At 43.9% G+C, this 23,339-nt stretch carries 23 protein-coding genes and 1 riboswitch; of the genes, 6 read left to right on the forward strand and 17 right to left on the reverse strand.

The genetic code is table 11. The features are described 5' to 3' along the window. Nucleotides 1-6 precede the first annotated feature (6 nt). Nucleotides 7-1,431, forward strand: coding sequence for a phosphomannomutase CpsG (locus ACED45_RS06485; RefSeq protein WP_371713547.1), 1,425 nt, complete (start codon nucleotides 7-9; stop codon nucleotides 1,429-1,431). 110 nt (nucleotides 1,432-1,541) lie between these two features. On the opposite strand, the gene aroG is transcribed toward ACED45_RS06485, so the two are convergent. The 4 genes from aroG to ACED45_RS06505 form a co-directional block, all read right to left on the reverse strand. Further along, complete coding sequence (aroG, locus tag ACED45_RS06490; RefSeq protein WP_060981594.1) at nucleotides 1,542-2,594, reverse strand: 3-deoxy-7-phosphoheptulonate synthase AroG; 1,053 nt, start codon at nucleotides 2,592-2,594, stop codon at nucleotides 1,542-1,544. Nucleotides 2,595-2,907: 313 nt separating this feature from the next. Continuing rightward, nucleotides 2,908-3,123: a DUF3820 family protein gene (locus ACED45_RS06495; protein ID WP_017075825.1), complete on the reverse strand. Its 216-nt coding sequence runs from the start codon at nucleotides 3,121-3,123 to the stop codon at nucleotides 2,908-2,910. Between the two features lie 12 nt (nucleotides 3,124-3,135). Then, entirely contained in the window at nucleotides 3,136-3,807 is a 672-nt protein-coding gene (locus ACED45_RS06500) for a DUF3313 domain-containing protein (RefSeq protein WP_146490065.1), read from the reverse strand. Nucleotides 3,808-3,906: 99 nt separating this feature from the next. Continuing rightward, nucleotides 3,907-4,260, reverse strand: coding sequence for a hypothetical protein (locus ACED45_RS06505; RefSeq protein ID WP_048659090.1), 354 nt, complete (start codon nucleotides 4,258-4,260; stop codon nucleotides 3,907-3,909). 322 nt (nucleotides 4,261-4,582) lie between these two features. Next, nucleotides 4,583-4,672: riboswitch (cyclic di-GMP riboswitch) on the forward strand. Nucleotides 4,673-4,744: 72 nt separating this feature from the next. Between ACED45_RS06505 and gbpA the strand changes: the two genes are divergently transcribed. Beyond that, nucleotides 4,745-6,211, forward strand: a complete 1,467-nt coding sequence (gbpA, locus tag ACED45_RS06510; RefSeq protein WP_371713548.1) for an N-acetylglucosamine-binding protein GbpA — start codon at nucleotides 4,745-4,747, stop codon at nucleotides 6,209-6,211. Between the two features lie 110 nt (nucleotides 6,212-6,321). Here gbpA and cyoE read toward each other — a convergent pair whose 3' ends face one another. The 4 genes from cyoE to ACED45_RS06530 form a co-directional block, all read right to left on the reverse strand. Then, nucleotides 6,322-7,296: a heme o synthase gene (cyoE, locus tag ACED45_RS06515; protein WP_371713549.1), complete on the reverse strand. Its 975-nt coding sequence runs from the start codon at nucleotides 7,294-7,296 to the stop codon at nucleotides 6,322-6,324. Beyond that, the gene (locus tag ACED45_RS06520) at nucleotides 7,286-8,341 is read right to left on the reverse strand and encodes a COX15/CtaA family protein (protein WP_371713550.1); all 1,056 of its coding nucleotides are present in this window, start codon (nucleotides 8,339-8,341) and stop codon (nucleotides 7,286-7,288) included. Before ACED45_RS06520 ends, cyoE begins: the two co-directional genes overlap by 11 nt. Nucleotides 8,342-8,457: 116 nt before the next feature. Continuing rightward, a complete protein-coding gene (locus tag ACED45_RS06525) occupies nucleotides 8,458-9,066 on the reverse strand; it encodes a hypothetical protein (RefSeq protein ID WP_371713551.1) in 609 nt (202 codons plus the stop codon). A gap of 54 nt (nucleotides 9,067-9,120) precedes the next feature. Continuing rightward, complete coding sequence (locus tag ACED45_RS06530) at nucleotides 9,121-10,011, reverse strand: SURF1 family protein (protein WP_371713552.1); 891 nt, start codon at nucleotides 10,009-10,011, stop codon at nucleotides 9,121-9,123. Here ACED45_RS06530 and ACED45_RS06535 point away from each other — a divergent pair. Next, nucleotides 9,950-10,180 (forward strand): DUF2909 family protein, encoded by a 231-nt coding sequence (locus ACED45_RS06535; RefSeq protein WP_371713553.1) that lies wholly within the window; start codon nucleotides 9,950-9,952, stop codon nucleotides 10,178-10,180. The genes ACED45_RS06530 and ACED45_RS06535 overlap by 62 nt on opposite strands. A gap of 19 nt (nucleotides 10,181-10,199) precedes the next feature. Here the strand turns inward: ACED45_RS06535 and ACED45_RS06540 are convergent, their stop codons facing one another. From ACED45_RS06540 to coxB, 4 genes are read right to left on the reverse strand one after another with little or no spacing between them, the layout of a single operon-like run. Further along, on the reverse strand, nucleotides 10,200-11,084 hold the full coding sequence (locus ACED45_RS06540; RefSeq protein WP_371713554.1) for a cytochrome c oxidase subunit 3: 885 nt from the start codon (nucleotides 11,082-11,084) through the stop codon (nucleotides 10,200-10,202). A gap of 38 nt (nucleotides 11,085-11,122) precedes the next feature. Further along, a complete protein-coding gene (locus ACED45_RS06545; RefSeq protein WP_371713555.1) occupies nucleotides 11,123-11,752 on the reverse strand; it encodes a cytochrome c oxidase assembly protein in 630 nt (209 codons plus the stop codon). Between the two features lie 11 nt (nucleotides 11,753-11,763). Next, nucleotides 11,764-13,425, reverse strand: coding sequence for a cytochrome c oxidase subunit I (gene ctaD, locus ACED45_RS06550; protein WP_371713556.1), 1,662 nt, complete (start codon nucleotides 13,423-13,425; stop codon nucleotides 11,764-11,766). Beyond that, nucleotides 13,422-14,639 carry a cytochrome c oxidase subunit II gene (coxB, locus tag ACED45_RS06555; RefSeq protein ID WP_371713557.1) on the reverse strand — a complete coding sequence of 406 codons (1,218 nt, stop codon included), beginning with the start codon at nucleotides 14,637-14,639 and terminating at the stop codon, nucleotides 13,422-13,424. Before coxB ends, ctaD begins: the two co-directional genes overlap by 4 nt. A 470-nt stretch (nucleotides 14,640-15,109) precedes the next feature. Between coxB and ACED45_RS06560 the strand changes: the two genes are divergently transcribed. Further along, the gene (locus tag ACED45_RS06560; RefSeq protein WP_371713558.1) at nucleotides 15,110-16,834 is read left to right on the forward strand and encodes a phospho-sugar mutase; all 1,725 of its coding nucleotides are present in this window, start codon (nucleotides 15,110-15,112) and stop codon (nucleotides 16,832-16,834) included. A gap of 102 nt (nucleotides 16,835-16,936) precedes the next feature. Here ACED45_RS06560 and ACED45_RS06565 read toward each other — a convergent pair whose 3' ends face one another. The 4 genes from ACED45_RS06565 to yegD form a co-directional block, all read right to left on the reverse strand. Next, complete coding sequence (locus ACED45_RS06565; RefSeq protein ID WP_146490055.1) at nucleotides 16,937-17,569, reverse strand: LysE family translocator; 633 nt, start codon at nucleotides 17,567-17,569, stop codon at nucleotides 16,937-16,939. Between the two features lie 150 nt (nucleotides 17,570-17,719). Continuing rightward, nucleotides 17,720-18,352, reverse strand: a complete 633-nt coding sequence (locus tag ACED45_RS06570) for a fumarylacetoacetate hydrolase family protein (RefSeq protein ID WP_146490054.1) — start codon at nucleotides 18,350-18,352, stop codon at nucleotides 17,720-17,722. Between the two features lie 288 nt (nucleotides 18,353-18,640). Then, nucleotides 18,641-19,699: a porin gene (locus ACED45_RS06575; RefSeq protein WP_102479721.1), complete on the reverse strand. Its 1,059-nt coding sequence runs from the start codon at nucleotides 19,697-19,699 to the stop codon at nucleotides 18,641-18,643. 490 nt (nucleotides 19,700-20,189) lie between these two features. Further along, nucleotides 20,190-21,542 (reverse strand): molecular chaperone, encoded by a 1,353-nt coding sequence (gene yegD, locus ACED45_RS06580; protein WP_371713559.1) that lies wholly within the window; start codon nucleotides 21,540-21,542, stop codon nucleotides 20,190-20,192. Between the two features lie 158 nt (nucleotides 21,543-21,700). On the opposite strand from yegD, the gene ACED45_RS06585 reads away from it, so the two are divergent. Further along, nucleotides 21,701-22,009: a DUF1289 domain-containing protein gene (locus tag ACED45_RS06585; protein ID WP_146490051.1), complete on the forward strand. Its 309-nt coding sequence runs from the start codon at nucleotides 21,701-21,703 to the stop codon at nucleotides 22,007-22,009. Nucleotides 22,010-22,118: 109 nt separating this feature from the next. Here the strand turns inward: ACED45_RS06585 and ACED45_RS06590 are convergent, their stop codons facing one another. Further along, on the reverse strand, nucleotides 22,119-22,469 hold the full coding sequence (locus tag ACED45_RS06590) for a HopJ type III effector protein (protein ID WP_285953495.1): 351 nt from the start codon (nucleotides 22,467-22,469) through the stop codon (nucleotides 22,119-22,121). Between the two features lie 193 nt (nucleotides 22,470-22,662). On the opposite strand from ACED45_RS06590, the gene ACED45_RS06595 reads away from it, so the two are divergent. Continuing rightward, nucleotides 22,663-23,322: a PilZ domain-containing protein gene (locus ACED45_RS06595; protein WP_060981612.1), complete on the forward strand. Its 660-nt coding sequence runs from the start codon at nucleotides 22,663-22,665 to the stop codon at nucleotides 23,320-23,322. Nucleotides 23,323-23,339: the final 17 nt, after the last annotated feature.

Consider the following 23,339-nt stretch of genomic DNA (forward strand, 5'->3'; position numbering starts at 1 on the left):
AATAGAATGAAACAGAATTTAGAGCTCAGCTGCTTTAAAAATAACGATATCCGAGGAATCATTGGTAAACAAATCAATGAGCGCCTTGCTTACCTGCTGGGTAGAGCATTTGGCGAATATGTCCTGTCCGCTACGCCTGAAACCTCATTCGATGACTTGGCGCAAGTGGTGATTGGTCGTGATAACCGCGAAACGTCTCTTTCATTACAAGAAGCCATGACCAAAGGCTTAATCGAGTCAGGGATTACCGTGATAGACCTAGGTATGACTGGCACAGAAGAAGTCTACTTTGCGACACGTTCCCTAAAAGCGATTGGCGGAATACAAATTACAGCTAGCCATAACCCAATCAATTATAACGGCATGAAATTGGTCGGTGTAGACGCTAGCCCTATTAGTAAAAACAGTGGTTTAGATGAAATCAAACGACGCATTGAAGTACTCGAACAAGAGCTAAACAGCAATTTACCGCTCGTTTATGTGCAACCAAGTAACTCTAGTAGACCGACTAGTATTCTCGCCCCTTATGTAGACCACCTACTCTCCTATATATCACCTTCTAAGCTTTCGCCAATGAAGATTGTAGTTAATGCAGGAAACGGCGTCGCAGGACATGTCATTGATGCTTTAGAGAATAAATTTAACAAACTCAGTGCCTCTATCACTTTCGTCAAGGTTCATCATACGCCCGATGGAGACTTCCCCAATGGTATTCCAAACCCTTTGATTAGAGAGAGTCAAGCAGCCACTCGAGATGCCGTTTTAGAACATTCTGCAGACCTTGGAATTGCATGGGATGGAGACTTCGACCGCTGCTTTTTCTTCGATGAAAAAGGCAATTACATTGAAGGTTACTACATCGTTGGTCTGCTAACCGAAGCCTTCTTGCTAAAAGACTCTAATGCAACTGTACTGCACGACATGCGCATAACATGGAATACAATAGAGATCGCAGAAAGACTAGGTGGAAACGCTGTTGGCGTAAAAGCTGGACATGCTTTGATCAAAGAGAAAATGCGAGAGTTAAACGCAGTGTATGGTGGAGAAATGAGCGCACACCATTATTTTCGTGATTTTGGATATTGCGACTCAGGGATGATTCCTTGGCTACTGGTTATCGAACTGATGTCGAAGACTCAACAATCTCTTCATCAATTGACGAGTACCAGTATGCAGAAATTCCCCTCTTCCGGAGAGATAAATCGCAAAGTTTCAGACCCCGAGCAGGTCATGGCTTGCGTGTTATCGCACTACCGAGATAATGCCGTTGAGATCGATCATACAGACGGTATCAGTATGGATATGGGAACATGGCGCTTCAACCTAAGACAATCGAATACAGAACCATTAATACGCCTTAACGTTGAGACCAAACAAGATAGAGCTTTGTTATCATTTAAAGTCAACGAGCTACTGTCTTTTCTCATTTAAGAGTACAAGGTGCTTCCAATTTTCAACTAAAAACCATAAAAAAGCCCTTACTAACGATTGCTAATAAGGGCTTTGAATTTTCAGTAGCTTAGTCGCTGACTGTAATTGGTCTATTTGTTACGGCGAGCTTCAACAGCGTCTGCCAACTGGCGAAGTACTGTTTCAGTATCTTCCCAACCAATACATGCGTCAGTAACAGATTGACCGTAAGTTGCTGCTTTACCATCAACAAGGTCTTGACGACCTTCAACTAGATGAGACTCGATCATCACACCAAAGATAGCTTTGTCGCCGCCAGAAATTTGTGCACTTACGTCATCAGATACATTCATTTGACGCTTAAACTGCTTAGAACTGTTTGCGTGGCTGAAATCGATCATTACTTTTTGTGGAAGACCTGAAGCTGCTAGCTCTTCTTTGATCTTACCAACGTGTTCTGCGCTGTAGTTTGGCTCTTTACCACCACGTAGGATGATATGACAATCAGGGTTACCTGCTGTTTCAACAATAGCTGAATGACCGTACTTAGTTACCGATAAGAAGTGGTGAGAAGCGCTAGCAGAGCGAATAGCATCTGTTGCGATCTTGATGTTGCCATCAGTACCATTCTTAAAACCAACTGGGCAAGATAGGCCTGAAGCCAGCTCACGGTGAACTTGAGATTCTGTCGTACGTGCGCCAATTGCACCCCAACTGATTAGGTCAGCAACGTATTGAGGCGTGATCATATCTAGGAATTCACTTGCCGTTGGCATGCCCATGTCAGTTAGGTCAAGCAGTAGCTTACGTCCTAAACGAAGGCCATCATTTAGTTTGAACGTATCGTTCATGTACGGGTCGTTGATTAGACCTTTCCAACCTACCGTTGTGCGTGGTTTTTCAAAGTAAACACGCATTACGATTTCAAGCTTATCGCCGAGTTCGTCACGCAGCACTTTTAAACGCTTGCCGTACTCAAGAGCAGCTTCTGTGTCATGAATAGAACATGGACCAACAATTACAAGCAAGCGATCGTCACTATCTTCTAAAATATTGTGAATCGCTTTACGGCTTTCAAAGGTTGTAGAAGAAGCAATTTCTGTCGCTGCAAACTTTTCTAAAACAGCAACAGGTGGTAATAACTCTTTTACTTTGTTAATTCTTACATCATCAGTCTGGAACATTGCTTACTTCTTCCTTTTTTCTATCCTTGAGCTGAATGTACGTTGTCTCACGTCACTTTCTATCAGCACTAATCTTCTTGTTCCCTGTAACTTAACTAGTAAAAACTCTAGTTTCAATCACTAATTGAAAATAAACGCAATTTTTTTTGTGTTTTATATTTAAAACACCCCGTATAACATTATTTACACGTTATCGATTGCGTAATTTATAGGAAAGCAAGAGTAGTAATTCTTCAAGCTTCACCATTCCTGTGAAATTGTGTAGAACTGAAAAACAAAAAAGCTCACGTTATCAGCGTGAGCTTTTGTTTAATTACATTCTTTTCAATGGCTTGACGACACTATCAAGCCCTTCAACTTTGAGAGCAAGGCACAATTTTAATAAGTCGCCTAGTTCGCCTGACGGGAATCCCTTTTTGTCGAACCACAGCAAATATTCTTCAGGTAAGTCAATCAGTGTACGACCCGCGTACTTTCCAAATGGCATCTGCATTCGAGCCAACTTAATCAGATTCTCTTTCTCTAGCACTATTCGGCCTTTCTATGCGTCATCTATGTTCTGTAGAGTATCACCTAAACGTTCAACCCAATAGTTGATCGCATCTTTGGCATCATCTAGCGAATCAATCATGGTTGAAAAATCTTTATTCCCCGCTTCTCGGTCGATTGCAGCAAATAATGGAGTACCCTCTTGAGCATCACTGACCAACAACTCTACACTCGCACTCCCAACATTAGTGTGTTCTCCTGTTGTCACCTTAGATATGGTTGACATCGCAAGACCAAACGGCAGAACGCTGCTCGTTACAGCTAAGATCGGGTTGGGCGTTTCAACGTTACTCAGAGCGATACTCAGGCGTAATGTTTTACCCGTAGGCTCATCGACGATTGTTTTATGAGGCGATATTTTCTCTTCCAAACGCGCAACCATGTGGGTAGTGAGCACCTGAATTTCGTCCTGCTCTAACGAACCTTCTTCTGCCAAAACAAAAATTTGGTCGATCACTACAGAATCGTAATCATCTAACTTGGATTTCAAACGCTGTGCGTCACGCAGACCGATTCTGGCCCAAACTAAGTCAACACCACCGTCAGGACCTGGCTGAAAATCTTCATAACTGGTGAACTTGGTTGCGGTTTTAATTGGACCGCCTGCACAACCAAACAAAAAAATGCTGGTTGTAACAAGCAAGAGAAGTTTTAAAGGTTTCATAGCGCACTTACATTAAATAGAAAAATCCAACTAAGTATGCCATACCCTATGTGAGAAGATTGTAGAAAAAGGGGTTAAAACTCAGAGCTAGCTCTAAAATTAGTCATGCTGCACGGTATGAGCATACTCTACAATCACCTGATTTCCTTCGATATAAGCGTTTTGAATCTCGCCATCAACACTCATTCTACTTTTCAAATACACCACTTTAGGTCCAGACTCATTACCTTCTTTAAGTGAAGGGAACACATTTCTAGGTTCTAAATGAAGTAAACGGCAAAAGTGACTGATGAAAGACATGGTCAATGGCGTCTCCCCTCGCAGTACATTTGAGAAATCAAGCTGGTTCATCCCTAGCTTTTTTGAAAACTCCATCTGCGTAATTCGCATTCTCGATTTTTGTGACATCCACGTTTGATACAACGCATCTCTGTCTTGTTCTGTGAATTCCATACCGACTCCTTTATATAATTTATACCAATCAATTGTCCGTTTTTTCATACATGACATGTCAGAGTTCGGTTAGTGGAAACCAAAGGTTTGGTTTTGATATGAGCACAATTGTTCTACAGAACGAAACACAAAGACTCAAAGTATTCACAAAAACGATTAGAGCAAATACTTTCTTTATTTATATCAATAATTTATACATTAACTTAAGAAATATATAGCAAGTTAATTTGTATTAAGAATTAAAAGTTCGAGATTGGCATTCCACATTTCAATCGATTGATTCGCATTTATAAAACTGGTTGGCTACATTTCGTTTGCTCAAACGCACTTCTGGCAAACTATTTGAAAGAATAGGACGCAAAGCCACCGGTCTGTCGACAAATATTCTGTCTATGATAGCGGGGCCGCCACTTAATAGGATTTAAGTGTAAATGCATGCCGGAGTGTTCTCTTTTTTGTCGGCCAAATACAGTAAGGACAAATAATGAAACAACTCCCAAAAAAATCACTCATCGCACTATCGCTACTTAGCGTAAGCGGTGCAAGCTTCGGTCACGGTTATGTCTCTGCATACAACAATGGCGTTGCTGAGAGCCGTGTTGCTCTATGTAAGTTCCCCGCGAGTGATACGCAAGAGAAAAACACCAACTGTGGTGGTATCCAATACGAGCCACAAAGTGTGGAAGGCCCTGAAGGCTTTCCTGAAGTCGGCCCTGCTGATGGGAAAATCGCCAGTGCGCAATCTTCTTTAGCAGCAGCACTAGACGAGCAAAAAGCAGATCGCTGGGTTAAACGCCCTATCAAGTCTGGTTCTCAGTACTTTGAATGGACGTTCACAGCTAACCACAAGACTCGCGATTGGAAATATTACATTACTCAACCAGACTGGAATCCAAACCAGCCTTTGGCTCGCAGCTCTTTTGACTTAACGCCATTCTGTGTTGTTGAAGGCAATATGGAACAACCACCGATGCAAGTCAGTCACTTGTGTAATGTACCAGAACGCGAAGGTTATCAAGTGATCCTTGCGGTATGGGATGTAGGTGACACTGCTGCGGCTTTCTACAACGTTATCGACGTGAAATTTGATGGCGACGGCCCTATCATTCCTGATTGGGATCAAGGTGGTCAAATCAACCCGACACAAGACCTGAATGTTGGTGACGCTGTTTATACGCGTGTATTTGACCAATCTGGTGAGAACGCTTCATACAGCACAGAGCTTGTGATTGAAAGTTCTGATCAAGGCAAAGCCAATAACTGGTCTTACGCACTTGCCTCTAAGATCAACCAAGAGCAGACGCAAATCAAAGCAGGCCAATTGAACGACCAAGGCGATTTCGCACCCGTTTACGGCACTAACCCTGTTTATCTAAAAGCAGGCTCTGGCTTTAACAGTGTAGAAATCGGCTACAAGATTGATACTCCAGAACCCGAGCATGAGCTAGAAGTCACGGGCTTAGAATCAGAGTACATTATCGATGAGAGCCAACCTACTCAGCTTGATCTTACGTTAGCGGCAACAGGCGATATCCAAGCTGAGCTTACCGTGTACAACCACCACCGTGAAGCACTTGCCTCTCAGAAATCAGATCTAACAGATGGACAAGTTGAAGATGTTCAACTGACTCTTTCTAAGTCTGAAGCTGGCCACCACATGCTTGTGGTTGTGACGAAAGATGACCAAGGCAACTTAGTGGATCAGAACACACTTGATTTCCATCTAATGGACGAGCAAACACCGCCACCAGCGGGCGATTACGACTTCGTGTTCCCAGAAAGCATTGAATCTTATACTGCAGGAACAAAGGTTCTGAGCAGCGATGGTGGTGTTTATCAGTGTAAAGAGTTCCCATACTCTGGTTACTGTGTTCAATGGGCTCCAACAGCAACTCAGTACGAACCAGGTGTCGGTTCACACTGGCAAGATGCTTGGAACAAAGTGGACTAATTGTTAGCGAGTTACTTACCTTCAAGTATGTGAGCTTGTGTAATTAGCCAAACAAAAACGGATGCCCAGAGCATCCGTTTTCTTATTCAGCAACAGCAGAAATGCGGTTATCAAAGTAGATAGTGGTCTGCCAACAGAGCCACAAACAAGATCATGAGATGATAGATGGAGAACTTAAAGGTCTTCATTGCCATATTGGGCTCATCACGATACTTAAGTACCCAAGCGTGATAAACAAACCCACCGTTGAGTACCAATGAAGCGCTCAGATATATCCAGCTGCTCATGCCGACCAATACAGGCAATATACACACGATGCTAAGCAACAAGGTATAGAGAAAAATAGAAGTCTTGGTGTATTCGATTCCGTGGGTCACAGGCAGCATGGGGATGTTCACTTTGGCATACTCGTCACGACGATGAATTGCCAGCGCCCAGAAGTGCGGAGGGGTCCAAATAAATATGATCATCACCAATAACCAAGCGTTTGAATGAAGCTCATTAGTAACTGCCGTCCAGCCCAACAGCGGAGGCATTGCACCAGCGATCCCTGCTATCACGATGTTTTGTGGCGTCGCTCGCTTCAGATACATGGTATAAATCACTGCGTAACCCAACAAGCTTGCAAAGGTTAACCAAGCGGTGAGTTGATTGACCCACACCACAAGCGTGACGAAACCAAGTAAGCCAATACCCGCGGCAAAGCTGAACACGCGCGCACTACTCAGTTCACCGGATGGTAAAGGTCGTCGATTTGTTCGAGTCATCTGGCCGTCGATCTTTTTATCGATCAAATGGTTAAATGCAGCGGCTGAACCTGCCATTAACCCTATCCCAATCATTCCGAACAGAGTTTGTTGCAAAGGCAATCCATTCGGCACAGCCAAACACATTCCAACCAATGCAGTTAGCAGCATCAAAGCCACCACTTTAGGCTTGGTCAGTATTAAATAAACTTTCCAAGTGGCTTTGTTTTTTGCAGCCATTTCGTTACTTAAAGCTGTGTCATTGTTGGCTGCTATCTTATGAGTTAAGGCTGCGTCTTGAGCCACCACTTCATACTGTGTTGACGTTCTACTGACCATGATTACCTCCTTGTAATACACTATTCTTCACCAAGCTTTCACTCGGTTTGCGTTGCCACACCACAAAATTGGTTACAACCATGCTGATGAGCAACATCGCTGCGACTAGGTTATGCAAAACCGCGACTGAAATTGGCAAGTGAAACCATACATTACTGATCCCAAGGCTGATTTGAGTAAACAATACTAATGCGACAATCACGCTCAGCTTTTGGTGAGGCACTTGGCCAAATTTCCATAGCTGGTACACGATCATCAGCACCATTAACGTCGCCACAATAGCCCCGAACCGGTGCATGACATGGATGGTAAGCCTTGCGGGATATTCCAACACACCAAACTCATAGTTATCGTGTCCATGTTGAGCAAAATCGAACGCATTTTTGAAGTCGAGGAAGCTCATCCAGTTACCTTCACAAATCGGTAATTGAGTACACACCAAAGCGGCATAGTTTGACGATGTCCAGCCACCGAGCAGTATCTGCCCGATTACAATGAGTAATCCGAATAGTGCCGAGACTTTAAGTGGTGAAGAATAGGTAGCCTCACCAAAACGGCTTTGGAATTGAGACAAACGACAGTAGAGCAAACACAACAGTGACAGCAACGTGAAGCCCCCCATCAAATGCGCCATAACCACAACGGGCATCAACTTGAGAGTCACCGTCCACATTCCAAGCAAAGCCTGAAAGATCACAGTAGCCGAGATAAGTAATGGAAGACCGACTGGTGTGATGTTCTTTTTAATACACCAAGCAACAACGACAAAGATAAGCAACCCTAATGTTCCTGCAAAGTAGCGATGGATCATCTCTATCCAAGCCTTGTCAGCTTCGAGAGCTCGCTCGGGAAATTGCAGATTGGCTTGATTCACCGCTTGGGTATTCGAGGGAACGGTGATCTTTCCATAGCACCCAGGCCAGTCAGGACAACCAAGGCCAGCATCAGACAAGCGTGTATAAGCACCGAGAACAATCACGGTAAGGGTTAACAAGATAGTTAATCTCATCACGAGCATCAGTAAATCAGGGGCTTTATTCTGCATCACTTATCTCCCTATACTTATTCCCTTTTCGCTAACAACACTCAGCATTAACGCAATCTGCTAAAGCTCATTAACTCAAGCTCATCAACTCAAGCTTATCAACTTAAGCTGATTAACTACCCAACTCGTGACAGCTTAAGCAGCTTTCTTAGATCATGAATCATGCCTTTAGATTGGCTGACTAGCTGCGAAGGATCAGAAACACTTTTGTATTCCATAACCAATTGCCCGAGTGGGTCAATTATGACAATGGAAGCTGGTGCAAACTCAGTACTTAATTGATCACCACCTGCTAACAAAGATAAATCAGGCTTGTTGAGCGAACCCGACAACGAGTTACCTTCTGAGACGAAAACAACGGCGGTCACTCGCTCTTTGTTTTTCCCTAGCGCCAAGTAACTTTGATTCAAATAATGAAGCTGTTGTTCACACAAGCTTTCGCACTCCATCGGTGCGATATAACCCACAACCCAACCCTCTCCTGCCATGGGTACCGTTACGCCGAAATCCGCTAGTGTAATTCTTGGTTCTACCAATTCGCCTGAGTTAGTGACACCTGATGTATACCAATTCTGATCCAACACTGTTTTGGCGATAATCGCAGGCAAAGCGAAAATTAAAACGAGTCCGATTAATACCAAGCGTCCTTTAGTACGACGGCTTCTGAGCTCAGCCATGTTTGCCTCGGTACTTTCCTGGTTCATTTGCGCTTGAGATTTATCCATATTTCTTCCTTGTGGTAAGCACTGCCTTTAAGTCGCTATTTCAATCTCGAGTGCCTACTTCTTATTCATGTGGCTATTTTTCTTAAAATATCGGAACCCTATCAACAACATCAAAAACAAAAGTACGGCAGCCATTACAAACCATTGAAATGAGTAACCAAAGTGCTTCTCAGATTTCATCGCCGTTGGACGCCATAACATTTCATAGGGCCATGAATCTAAACTCTGAGGTTGGAAGACAAAGGGCAGTACTTCTTGCCCGGTGTACTCTGATAACGCTGTTATGTTTAGGTTTTGGATTCTATTTGGTGTCGTATTTTCTAAAGCTAACTCATGGCTTAAAGGATTCACCGAACGTGTATACAAACGCCCTGACATTTTGGTTGGTAGTGTGATGCTTCCTAGTTGTGGGAGTTCTCTTCTGTCACTGCTCGCTGCAACGAACCCAAGATCGATCAATAACTGTTTTTCAGCCACTAAGGATTTGTTGTCATCTTCAAAGCGAACCTCACCCAACATGTAAATCACATAGCCTACCGTTCCTTGGTTAATCTGGTTGTCTAACAAAACCACTAAACCACTGGGTGTTTCCAGCTCCACGTCAACTCTTAAGCCATTTAAAGACGGCAGTTCAGATGCACCTTGCATTTGTGTACGCGAGCCCTTCCATTCAGAGATCACCGTATCCAACGACCTAGACGATTGCTGCGCTCTTTCTGATAGCTGCTGTTCATAGCGCAATTTCTCGTTACCTCGCTCTAACTGCCATAAACCCAACTTGATTAAAATGCCGACTGAAACCACAGTTAAAACAACCGCTATCCAAAAACCTTTACTGCGGAACTTGTGTTCATCATCAATCAATCGGTTTGGAGTTATCACTATGGCGTCATCTACCTTTGTGTTGTTGTTTAAAATTGTGTTGGTCGCTTTGCTGTTCTTCATCGCTTTCAACTTGATGAAAGGCCTAATCCAAATCGCCTCGGGCAAACACAATGGCAAAAGACTGAGCCATTTCTTGGGTCGTCGTGTGATGTGGTCAGCTGTTGTCGTGTTACTGTTATTACTGGCTTTAGGTGCAGGAGTGATAACTCCCAACCCTCGCCCCTATTAATTCCCAATAGGCTCAGCAGTTAGAGCACATACACAAACACAAACAGACCTAACCAAACCACATCGACAAAGTGCCAATACCAACTGCCCGCTTGGAACGCAAAATGGTCTTTCGGAGTGAAGTGGTCTTTCGCAACCCTTGCTAGCAACACAATCAAAAAGAGGGTTCCTAAACAGACATGCAAGCCATGGAATCCAGTCAGTAAGAAGAATGTGTTGCCATAGATGCCAGATTGAAGTGTCAGCCCCATCTCTTGATAAGCGTGAAGATACTCTTCAACTTGGAAAAATAGGAAGAAGCCAGCTAGAACAATCGTGATCTCCAACCAGACGATTAACGCCATGCGCTTATTTTGTTCGAGGCTTAGGTGCGCCATGTGCAACGTCACGGATGAAAGCAGTAGAATAATGGTGTTCTTAAGAGGGATACCCTGCCAAGGCATAGCTTGTGTCGTCACGCCATCAGGTGTGGTTGTTAGCGGCCACATCGATTGGAACATCGGCCACAACACTTCGTGAGTCATTTCATTATTGCCCGCCCCACCAATCCAAGGCACAGAAATCATGCGAGCATAGAAAAGCGCACCAAAGAAAGCACCGAAGAACATGATTTCGGAAAAGATAAACCAACTCATGCCTTGTCGAAACGAACGAGATATCTGCTCAGAGTAGAGACCACTTAATGATTCCGTGATCACATTGCTAAACCAACCTGCGAGCATGTAAAGCAGCACAGCAAACCCGACTAACAACACCGCTTTGCCAAACACACCACCAGCCGCGTCGCTACCCATGTTTTGCACCGTCAAGCCTGCGCCAACCGCGACCAGAAACAGTGCTACCGCCCCCACTAATGGCCAGTGGCTTTGATGCGGAACGAAATAAACTTCCTTTTTAGAACTCATCGCTCAACTCCTTATGTTGATACTGGTTCTGTAAATCCCTAATTACTTGCGAGTACGTTAGGCTCAGATTTATTGGCTGCAGCACCCACCTCATTCGTGATATTGAATAATGTATAAGAGAGCGTAAGCGTATGTATCGATTCTGGAATATCTGGCTCAATGTAAAATATCAAACCCATTTCTGCGCTTTTGTGCCCGTCCAGTGGCTGCTGATTAAAACAAAAGCACTCCATCTTATTAAAGTAGGTCGCTCCCATACCTGGAGACACAGATGGTACAGCCTGACCAACCAATGAACTCGCAGATAGATTCTTCGCGATGTAATTGGTTTGAACTACCTCTCCTGGATGAACCTCTAGCACTCGAACTTCAGGCGAAAACTGCCATGGCATATCTGGCTTGATGTGTGACATGAATTCAACGCGGACCGTACGAGAGTAATCGGGTTGCATTCCCTGAGGCTGAACGGCAGAGACCGTGTTGGTTTTACCATTAATACCTAAAGCGTCACACATCACATCGTAGAGTGGCACCAAAGCAAAACCGAAACCAAACATCGCAACCACACTCAACACCAAGTAGCCCGTCAGCTTTTTAGTCGATCGCTTATTAGATAGGCGCTTTGGTTGTTTTTTATCTTGATCGGAATCGCTTTGCTTATCACTCATAGCTCATTCCTCTAATCTACTTTAGGTGGATGAGTAAAGGTGTGGTGAGGCGCAGGGCTTGGTACTGTCCACTCAAGTCCTTCCGCTCTGTCCCAAGGCTTGCTTGGTGCAGGCTCTCCGCCTCTTACGCACTTAATAGCCAGCCATAAGAAAATCAACTGAGACAACCCAAAGGCAAAACCACCAATCGACACGACTTGGTTAACGTCAGCAAATTGAATGGCGTAATCTGGAATACGACGCGGCATGCCCGCTAGCCCTAAAAAGTGCATCGGGAAGAACAGTACATTAACTGAGATTACCGACGTCCAGAAATGCCACAAACTGAGCTTGTGGTCGTACATATGCCCAGTCCATTTCGGCAGCCAGTAATAGGCGGCGGCCATAATTGAGAACACAGCACCTGTCACCAGAACATAGTGGAAATGAGCTACAACAAAGTAGGTATCGTGGTATTGGAAATCAGCAGGTACGATAGCGAGCATCAATCCGGATAACCCACCAATCGTAAACAGAACAATGAAAGCAATAGCAAACAGCATTGGCGTCTCAAAGGTCAAAGCACCCCGCCACATGGTCGCCACCCAGTTGAAGACTTTCACACCTGTCGGCACAGCGATCAACATGGTGCAATACATGAAGAACAATTCGGCAAATACTGGCATACCCGTGGTGAACATGTGATGCGCCCAAACCAAGAATGACAGCAATGCGATACTGCAAGTCGCGTATACCATCGAGTGGTAGCCAAACAAACGCTTGCCACTGAATGCAGGGATGATGGCTGAGACAATACCAAAAGACGGCAAGATCATGATGTACACTTCGGGGTGACCAAAGAACCAGAATATGTGCTGGAACATCACCGGATCACCACCACCAGCGGCATCAAAGAAGCTTGTTCCAAAGTATTTGTCGGTCAGTACCATGGTGACCGCACCGGCCAGCACCGGCATAACGGCTATCAGTAAGAAAGCGGTAATTAACCAAGTCCATACGAACATCGGTAACTTGAACCAAGTCATGCCCGGCGCTCTCATATTGACAATGGTTACGATCACGTTAATCGCCCCCATGATCGAACTGATCCCCATAATATGTACTGAGAACACGAATAGTGCAGTGCTGTCCGGGCCATAAGTTGTCGAGAGTGGCGCATAAAAAGTCCACCCAAAGCTCGGGCCACCACCCTCTGTAAACAAAGACCCTATTAAGATTAGAAAAGCAAACGGCAAGATCCAGAAGCTGAGGTTATTCATTCTCGGCAAAGCCATATCTGGAGCACCGATCATCATTGGGATCATCCAGTTAGCTAACCCCGTAAATGCTGGCATCACCGCACCAAACACCATGATCAAGCCGTGGACTGTGGTCATCTGGTTGAAGAAGTCTGGCTCAACGAGTTGTAACCCCGGTTGGAATAGCTCCGCGCGGATCACCATTGCCATAGCTCCACCCGTTAAGAACATCGCAAAGCTGAACCACAAATAAAGTGTCCCAATGTCTTTATGATTGGTTGAATATAGCCAACGAGCCCAGCCTTTAGGGGCCGCATGTGAGTCGTGATCATCAACAGGCAAATCACTATTGCCCAGTGTACCTTCCACAGAATGGCTTAGCGCTTGGTCTTCTGCTGGAGCCGATTTCACCGGCTTATTGATTGGTGAACTCATAGCTGCTCCTTAGCATCACTTTGTGCTTCGTCCGATGAGCCCTGTTCGTCAGGTGCTTGGGCTCCGCCTTCTTGTTTAACTTTGTAAGCGTTAATATCTGAAGCCTGAACAATATCGCCTGTATCATTGCCCCAAGCGTTTCGTTGATAAGTCACTACCGCTGCGATCTCTTTCTCGGTTAGCTGATTATCGAATGCCTGCATCGCCGTGCCGCCACGACCATAAACAATGGTGTCAATATGAACATCGACATCACCAAGAGCGATAGGGCTCCCTTTAATGGCTGGGAACGCCCCGGGAATACCCTCACCGTTAGCTTGATGACAAACTGCACATCGAGTTTTGTAAACCTCTTCACCGATCATATTCAACTCTTCCAAAGAAAGTGACGCATCTAATGCATCTTTCGCGGCTTGTTGTTCGGCTAGCGCCAACTCTTTTTGCTCTGCTAGCCATGCGTCAAATTCATCTTCTTCCATGGCATGCACCACTATCGGCATGAAACCATGAGCACGACCACATAGCTCAGCACATTGCCCGCGATATACCCCAGGCTCATCGATTTTTGTCCAAGCCTCATTGATAAAGCCTGGAATGGTATCTTTCTTAACGGCGAACGCTGGCACCCACCATGAGTGAATTACATCGTCGGAAGTCATCAAGAAGCGGACTTTTCGGTCAATAGGCAATACAAGTGGCTTATCAACTTCTAGTAGGTAATGCGCGCCTTTCATTTCGATGCCTTCAATCTCTTTGTCGCTGGTCGCTAGAAGGCTGAAGAATTCGACATCCTCACCAAAGTAGCTGTAATGCCATTTCCATTGTGATCCAGTGATTTTAACTGTCAGGTCTGATTGGGAGGTATCTTCCATCGCTATCAAGGTTTTGGTGGCTGGTATGGCCATAGCGATAAGGATGATAATAGGGATAATAGTCCAGAGGATTTCGACTTTGGTACTTTCATGAAAATGAGCAGCAACTGCGCCCTTCGATTTCCTGTGCCTCAAAATCGAATAAAACATCACACCAAAAACAACAAAGGCAATCGCACAACAGATGTAGAAGATCAGCATATGAAGTTCATACACCTTACCACTGATCTCAGTGACGCCTTGAGTCATGTTGTAATCACTGCTTGCGTGCACTAAAGGCGATACTAAAAGCACAACAAAACTCTTCAAAAGCCACGCTAGCCTAACCAGTAATCTTTTCAAAAGATCTCTCCTTATCCTTCCTAATTGGATACTTGCGACCTAAATGTCGTTGCGAGATATATGTCATTCAGAGCTGGACAACATTCATTGTTATTCCGGCTACACATGAAAAGGCGAATCTCAATCTACAACTCACATGAAATTAGCCTGTAAGTGGGCTACTGACCTCATATAACCTAAGAACTAATACGGTTCAAAAGCGTTGGAGGTTTCCATGAAAGATTCAAAAACGGCGAACTTGTTAAATTTTGTTATATTTATGTAAAAGGCTAGTTAGTGATATCCAATTGTTCAAGGTAAGTTTACTTACTAAACAGTCAATTATTTGAAGTGGCTTAATCTACATGCCTTCTTGCCGTTGGAATTTAATTTATATCGAGTTTTACGATTGTCCTCATGGAAATGATAATCAATATCAATTAAGTTAAATCCAACAGTAAGTCATACAGACATTTAAAGGTTTAGTGATTATGCAAGATGCAATGAACTGGTTAGCGAGAGACCCAGACCCAAGAACTCGTGAAGAGCTTCAGCACCTCATTGATGAGGGAATGCACGACGAACTAGAAGACCGCTTTACTCAACGATTAGAATTCGGAACCGCAGGGTTAAGAGGCAAAGTAGGATGCGGTCCAAATAGAATGAACCGCTTGGTGATACAAGAAACGGCAACAGGCCTTGGCCATTACTTGATTGAACATGTCGCCAATGCCTCGATTCGTGGCGTCGTTGTGGGTTATGATGGGCGTTTAGATTCAAAGCAATTCGCAATTGATACGGCTTCTGTGCTTACCGCTTTGGGCATTAAGGTGTACCTAACCTCCGATGTCGCTGCAACACCTATCGTTGCTTTTGGTATTGAGCATTTCAATGCGGCTGCCGCTGTTGTTGTTACGGCGAGCCACAACCCGCCGGAATACAATGGGTTCAAAGTATACTGGGAGAATGGCGCTCAAATCATTCCCCCTCACGATGCGGGCATTGCCGGCGAAATCGATGTCGCTTCAACCAAGCCGATCCCTTTAATGAGCCTAAGTGATGCCGAAACGCAAGGTAAACTAGTGTGGTTAACTGAGGGTTATTATCAAACGTACCGTGCTGCTATTAATCAAAGTCCGTACGTGAATAACGCTCTTGAATCGGCGAATACCACCATCACCTACACAGCAATGCATGGGGTGGGAGCAAAAATGGCGGAAGATCTTCTTCACGATGCTGGATTTCACAAAGTCTTCAGTGTGGCCGAACAAAGAGAGCCTGATGGCAACTTCCCAACCGTGAACTTCCCGAATCCAGAAGAAAAAGGGGCAATGGATCTCGTGGTTAACTTAGCAAAAAGTGTCGATGCCGACATCGCTTGTGCCAATGATCCAGATGCAGACCGATTTGCCGTTGCGGTTAGAACTGACGATACAGCTAGAACTGATGATGCTTCCTATAAAATGCTAACGGGCGATCAAGTCGGCGTGCTATTCGCTCATTATTTACTCTCAAAGCCGCATACCAAAAACCAGTTAGTTGGTAACAGTATCGTATCTTCAACTCTGCTTGAAAAAGTGGCTCAGTCCCATGGTGCGACTTATTTCCAAACGCTGACCGGGTTTAAATGGTTAGCTAATATTGGCATGCAATTAGAAGATGAGAATAACGAGTTCTTGTTCGCCTATGAAGAAGCGTTAGGCTACACCATTGGTACTCAGGTACGAGATAAGGATGGGCTATCGGCTATCGTCGTGTTTGCTCAATTGGTTGAAGAGTTAAAATCTCAAGGCCGAACGGTTTGGGATCTCCTTGCTCAGATTTCATTTGAACATGGGGTTCACACCAACGCGCAACGAAGTATTGCCCTAGACCCAAATTCACCGTCGATTGGTTCTAAACTCCGCTCGGCTCAGCCTAAAGCCATAAACGGTGTCGCTATCTCTGTGATTGAAGATCTACAGTCTTCTCTGCGCTTTGTTATTGGCGGCAATACCGAAGCGATCAATCTACCTTCCAGTGATGTGCTCATCTATCATCTCGAAGATGGCTCACGCATTATCGTAAGACCTTCGGGCACTGAGCCAAAAGTGAAAGTCTATTATGAGACGGTAACAAGATTTGAAGGGACAGAAACGTACGAAGACACTCGCCTGCGCGGTGAGAAGTACATGGAGAACCTGATTGAGCAACACCAGCAGGAACTGAATTCTTAACGATTGACATGTTCAACGTATAACAGCTAAGAACAAAAATGGACGCTTAGAGCGTCCATTTTTTTCGGCGACTAACCCCGGAAGTATGTTTTGGTTGTGAGCTTACGACGTAAAGAAAGAAGACAGCATCCAGATCGCCAATACGATGAAGACCCCGCCCATCACTTTTTGTTGATAGGTGCGAAACTTAGCATTTTCCACCAGAGACTTACCAATCGTACCCACTAAAGCCACCAGCAAAAAGTTGAACGTTAGGCCAAGAACATTCAATAATAAACCCAGAACAAGCATCTGCTCACCGGAAGTCGCTTCAATATTCGTCGACACGAACTGAGGCAAAAACATCACAAAGAACACCAACGCTTTAGGGTTAAGCAGGTTACTGATTAGCGCTCTTTGGTAGTAGGCTTTTGCTGCAAAGTTATCGCTTAGCTCAGGCGCGCTCCCCTGTTCTGTCCGAAGGCAATCCCACCCCATTTTCAATAAGTAGGTTCCGCCTAAAAGATGAAGGGCTTTTAAAGCTATTGGGCTCATCGCAATCAATGCTGAAACACCCATTGCAGCCAATACTGTCAGGATGATTCCGGAAGTCGCGTTACCTAAACTTGCGAACACACCAACCTTGCGGCCATAGCTCATACTTGAGCTCGCGATGAGTAACATATCAGGGCCAGGTAAAAGGAGAAGTGCAACAACGGCAGTCAGGTAGACAGGTAAAATGGTTAAGTCGATCATGGGTTTCAGCATTGATAAAAACGGAGGCGAATTTTATATCAATTACCAACACCCTTCCAGATGCAATTAGTGGTAATGCGGGAGTATATTCGAATTAAAAACCAACTTTAATCACTTGTACCAACTTATTAACTAAACATAGAGTATTAATTAACTCGCTACCCACTCAATCTCAATCAGTGTCGTTTCACCACACTTTAGACGACCAAGGAATATATCACCTCGATGCACCTCACCAACGCCTTTGGGGGTTCCTGTCATTACAACATCGCCATCAAGCAAAGTCGTGTAAGAGGTTAACTCTTCGAGGATAGTTTGTGGAGAATAAAGCATCTGCTCTACGTGCCCTTTTTGAACGCGAACACAATTAATAAACAGTTCCAGATTTAAGTCTGTGATATCTAGGTTATCTGTTGGAACAAAGCGACTAAATACGGCTGAACCATCAAACGCTTTGGCCCGCTCCCAAGGTAAGCCTTTCGCTTTTAAGCTACTTTGTAATTCACGTTTGGTAAGATCTAACCCTAAACCCACAGCGGAGTATTGACCATTTTTAACGATGAAGCAGATTTCTGCTTCGTAGTGCAGGGCTTCTTGATGAAAAGAAGACAGAGAGGACGTAACACTGGTGCTCGGCTTATTGAAAACCACCATAGAGTCTGGGATTGCATTATTGAGTTCTTCGATGTGATCGACATAGTTACGCCCAACACACAGCACCTTAGTTGGGGTTGCGGTTCGCTTCGAATTCATTAATTGTTCCTGCTCTACAACGCTGCTCATAGTTTGTCCCTGAACTATTTTTTGGAGTGAGAAGTTTAACGCATCATAAAATGAGAGTCTTCGACAAGATGGTTACCAATATCTAAATTCTGATCTTTAACTCAATTAAATGATTTAAATACTTTTATCCGAAGATCGCAGCAGTACGAAATAACAATCCAGATAAAAGTTCTAAACGAAAAAAGCCCTCTCCAACCAAAAGGTTTGAGAGGGCTTAGCATGGTGTCTAGGACAGTATCCTAAAAGGTAAACTTAAGGAGTAAACACTATGCTAAATAAGTCTGCGACTTATAGGTAGTAACGAGCACCAAGTAGCCATTGGTCGTCAGCATCTTTCTTGTAAAGGCCTGAACCTTGAAGATCAAACTGGTAACCAGCAAAACCTACGAACTGAGATGTGAAGTTGTATTCAGCTTGTAGAGCCGTTGTGCTGTATACAGTTTCGCTGTTCTTGTCGTCTTCTACCGCTTCGTAGTTAACGCTTAGGTTAAGGCTGTTAGACAGAGCGTAAGAAGCTAGTAGTTCAATTGCTACAGACTCTTCTAGTACACCAGTGAAGCTACCTACAGTCGCAGAGTTCATGTAGTTGTTCATTGCGTATACACCTGCAAGGTATAGACCTTCCGCGCCGTATGAACCGTAAGTTGCACTTAATACGTGAGAATCAGCAGTTTTTGAGCCAACAAAACCTGCGTAATCAACGTCACCTGTGTTGTAAGCGTAGTTTGCAGTAAAGTCAGCAATAGCGTAGTTCAAAGCGATCTGGCCACGGTTTCCGTAATCGTTGCCATTGTCTTTATCTGCCTTACGGCCTTGCCATGCAACAGCTGCACTTAGAGAGCCTGCGTTTCCGAAGTCTAGTGCATTAGCGTAGCTCACCATCTCTTCGCCACGACCAGTACCTAGGTTACCGTGATCATCGTAAATAAAGTCGTTTGCGAAAGCGATTGGCATATCAGCAACGCCAGCAACGTTGTAGTAAGGTGCCCATTGAGTACCTACTGCTGCACGACCTAGGTCATCATGAGTTAGACCAACGTAGCCTAGACGAGTTGTGAATGCTTCATCACCGCCGTCAAGCATGTTTAGCGCCCATTCACCTTTAGCATCAGCAGTAAAGCCGTTGCCTAGTTCATGAGTAGCGTTGAAGTTAATACGTGGAGAAACAGACTCTACACCGATATCATCTTCGTTGATACGGTCACCACTGTTTACATCACCAACAGCAACTGAAACGTGGCCGCCAACTGAGAATGTTGTGCCGTCTTCGTTGTAAAGTTCTACTGCAACTGCCTGTGTACCAAATACTGCACCAGAAATTGCTAGCGCTAAAAGTTTCTTATTCATTGTCATATCCATTTGTAACTGGGTGAGTTATTCACTAACAACCTCGTGCTTACGGAGAAGTTGTTACCTGCATTTAACAAGTAGGAAAACACTAATATACGAATGACAAAAAAGTTGCATTAAAATATATAAAATAAAACAAATCACACTATAAAAAACAAAAAATCAATATCAAACAAAAGGATAGAACACAAACCCGCCGTAACCTTTTTATATTTTGAGACCGACACCTTGTCAGATTTTGATTTTTCAATCGTGAAAGTAGCATTAAAATTCAAAGCAACATATTACTCATTAGACCATTGAGTGACACACCTTTAACCTTGAAACATTTTGTAACATATAGAATTCAGCTGAAATATTTTTCTTTGTGAAACAATTCTCAATTTGAGCTAGGAAAAATCACTCAATTGAAAGTGCGCTAGAAAAAATACAAAAAAAGGGCAACCAATAAGCAACTGGTCGCCCCTAATAACACATCATTAAACTCTTATTTGAAGCAAACTTCAGCCCAGCGAGCTAAACCTGCAGTTACCGAACCGAAATAGTTGCCACTCACAATAGGTACGTTAGGCACAGCTTGTTGTACAGCTTCACGAAGTATCGGTGAACGAGCTGAACCACCCGTCATGTAGATTACGTCTGGCTTTTTCTGGCCTTGTTGAATCGCTTCTTTAACCAACTCAATCATCTTAGACTTTGGTGTTTCAATCGCTTCAACCATCTGTTCGATTGAGATATCCACCTCGACCAATTCAGAGGCAACATTAATTGCAGCACGATATTGAGAGGATTCTGCCAGCGCGATCTTAGCTTCTTCCGCTCTGCGCACAATGCCGTAACCTAAAGTATCATGATAAACCTTCATCAAACGTTCTAGCTTTTGAGGCTCTGACGCTTCTTTACGAAGTAATTTCAATGCTGCTAGGTTTTCTCTTGAATAGAAATTCTTTTGAGCTTCAACATTATTAATCGCAATTGGATTCCAGAATTGAGTCAGTGGCATATCGATACCCGAAATGCCTTTGCTGCCCATACCAAAAGGTGACATCAGTTGTTTGAAAGCAAGATAGATATCTAGGTCATTGCCCCCTACCCTTTGTCCACTGTGTGCGAGCAAACTCTGGGTACGATCCGCTTTACCAGACCAAGTTGGTCCCATTTCTAACAATGAACAATCGGTGGTACCACCGCCAATATCCACAACCAATACCGTTTGGTTTTCAGTTAATGTACTTTCGTAATCAAGACCTGCAGCTACTGGCTCAAATTGAAAAGCGATATCAAAGAAACCGGCACGCTTAGCTGCGCGAGACAATATATCTTCAGCTTGCCTGTTTGCCTCTTCACCACCTCGACCATGAAAGTTAATTGGTCGGCCGATAACCGCTTGTTTGATCTGTTCTTGAGTCGTGCGCTCGGCTTGGTGCTTAATATTGGCCATCATGGCACACACCAAATCTTCGAAAAAGCTGACCTGAACATCGTGCAGTCCACTCGCACCAAGGAAAGACTTAGGGGACTTAACATAATAAACGTCGCGAGGGTCTTCTAAATAGAGATCCAACGCAGCCTGACCAAATGCCATGTCTTCTGGCACTAGATCGATACTCTCTTCTCTGTTCAGAGCAATAGCACGTCGGAGTACTTGCTCACCGATCGCATCACTCGGCTTGATATTCAAGTGGCGGAATAGATGTTCAGAAACGCTTTCACGGGTGGGCGCAAACACAGTTGAGGGAATATAATGGTTGTTACCTTCTAGTGGTAACAGGCTTGGCTCTCCATTAACCATCGCCGCGACAGAACAGTTAGCTGTTCCATAATCAAATCCAATAAACATAGTATCCCCCACTCAACAAAAGGGGCAAGATGCTACCTGAAAAGCCTTGAAATTACGAGGTCATTTGCTTCTTTCGCTTGCTCATTTTTATTTTTCTGACTCTTAATAGCGAAACAAGTATGCTACATTTCAGCGCAAATGAATCACAGGTTAGATAAATGAAAACACCTTGCCGAGCGGCTTGTAAAAATAACGGTGGAATGTGCAGTGGCTGCTTTCGAACTATGGATGAGATTATAGGCTGGAAAAGCTTATCTGAAGACGAAAGACTGTCAGTCATGAATAACCTTAGCGGTGTAAGTTCCACTCACCAGTGTCCACAATGCAATGAACCGGCTCAGTGCGATATTAGTGCAGGTAAAGAAACGTGTTGGTGTTTTGAACTAGAGAAGAGAGATACTAACTCCGTACCTAAAACTGGGGTATGCATGTGTCGTAAGTGCTTGTCTGAGTTGCCGATTCAGTAGCCCACCAAGATAAAAGCCACTCAAAAAGAAAAAGCGAGAAAATCAAATCTCGCTTCAAAACACTTATTGTTTAGTAAGTATTTACTTCTTCTTTAAAGCAATTTACTTATTACTTAGCTTTTGCAACCAGCGCAGGCTGAGAAAACTGTATTCCGTTCCAGCCATGAACCATGAAGTTACGAATATTTTGATGATCGGTGTTCTTAGGAAAAGCTAGCACGTCGTTACGATAAAATTGACCAAAACAAGCAAGTGTTTGCTCTACTGATAGACCTTGCGCTAAACCAAAAGCAAAAATCTTACACGAACCATTATTTTGCCCTGCTGCATTCACCACCTCACCATTACGAAATTCACTCTCCGTAAAATCATAGTGAGCTTCAATCACCTGCATTGTTTCTTCAAATTGCACGCTTTCTGGAGTTTCAGCCAGAGTATTTAATAAGGTTTCCAGTTCCATTTACTATTTCTCCATCAAGTATATAACTGACAGCAGTGTATCTTGTTTTTCGGTAAGAGTAAGCCGTTGTTTACTTTGGACAGCGATTCACTTTTGGGCTTACAATGCTAATTACCTCAATGAAACTAATGACATAGTTTTGTCAGGGCGTTATATTATTTTATCAAGCGGTTAACATTGTTCAGTAACGAATATGCATAAAGATAAGAACTTAGAACTGTTTAGATACCTTAAACCAGGTACAAAAACAGCAGCTGTATTAGAATTTGGCCCAGACGACTCCATCCAGATCAGTACACTTTATATCGGATACAAAGAAGATCAGTACCTTATCCTAGAGCTTTCACAAAAAGCGACAGAAGCTCTGACGCTCAGAAAACTCATCAATGTAGATATTATTGTTCGTGCTATCACAGATACTGAACTGGGGCATATTGTCGCCTTTAAAACCAATGTACTGGCTCATATCACCTCGCCCGCGCACCTTATTTTCCTGCGTCCTCCTTCGAGCTTTGCAAGCAAACCTATCCGAGAACACGAAAGATACAAGGTACGCCTTAGCTGTGAAGTCACCTTTGATACTTTGTCATTGGATGCCACTTTGGTCGATTTTTCAGTTTCAGGTTGCGGCATTTATATCACGCAACAATCAGATATCGATGTAGGTTGGAAGATACAAGTAAACTCTGTCTTAAGTGAATACTTAGATAGTGAACTGGTCTACAAAGTGGTGAGCAAGAAACGACAAGGCCAAGGCTGGCTGTTAGGCATTCAGTTCCCTGAACACCTAGATATGAGTGACGAGTTAAAAACGCTGCTGTTAGAGCAGGCCTTTGTTGCCGGCTTTGTATAAATGATTTTATTCACAAT

The organism is Vibrio crassostreae (assembly GCF_041439375.1).
In the GTDB taxonomy this organism is placed as follows: domain Bacteria; phylum Pseudomonadota; class Gammaproteobacteria; order Enterobacterales; family Vibrionaceae; genus Vibrio; species Vibrio crassostreae_D.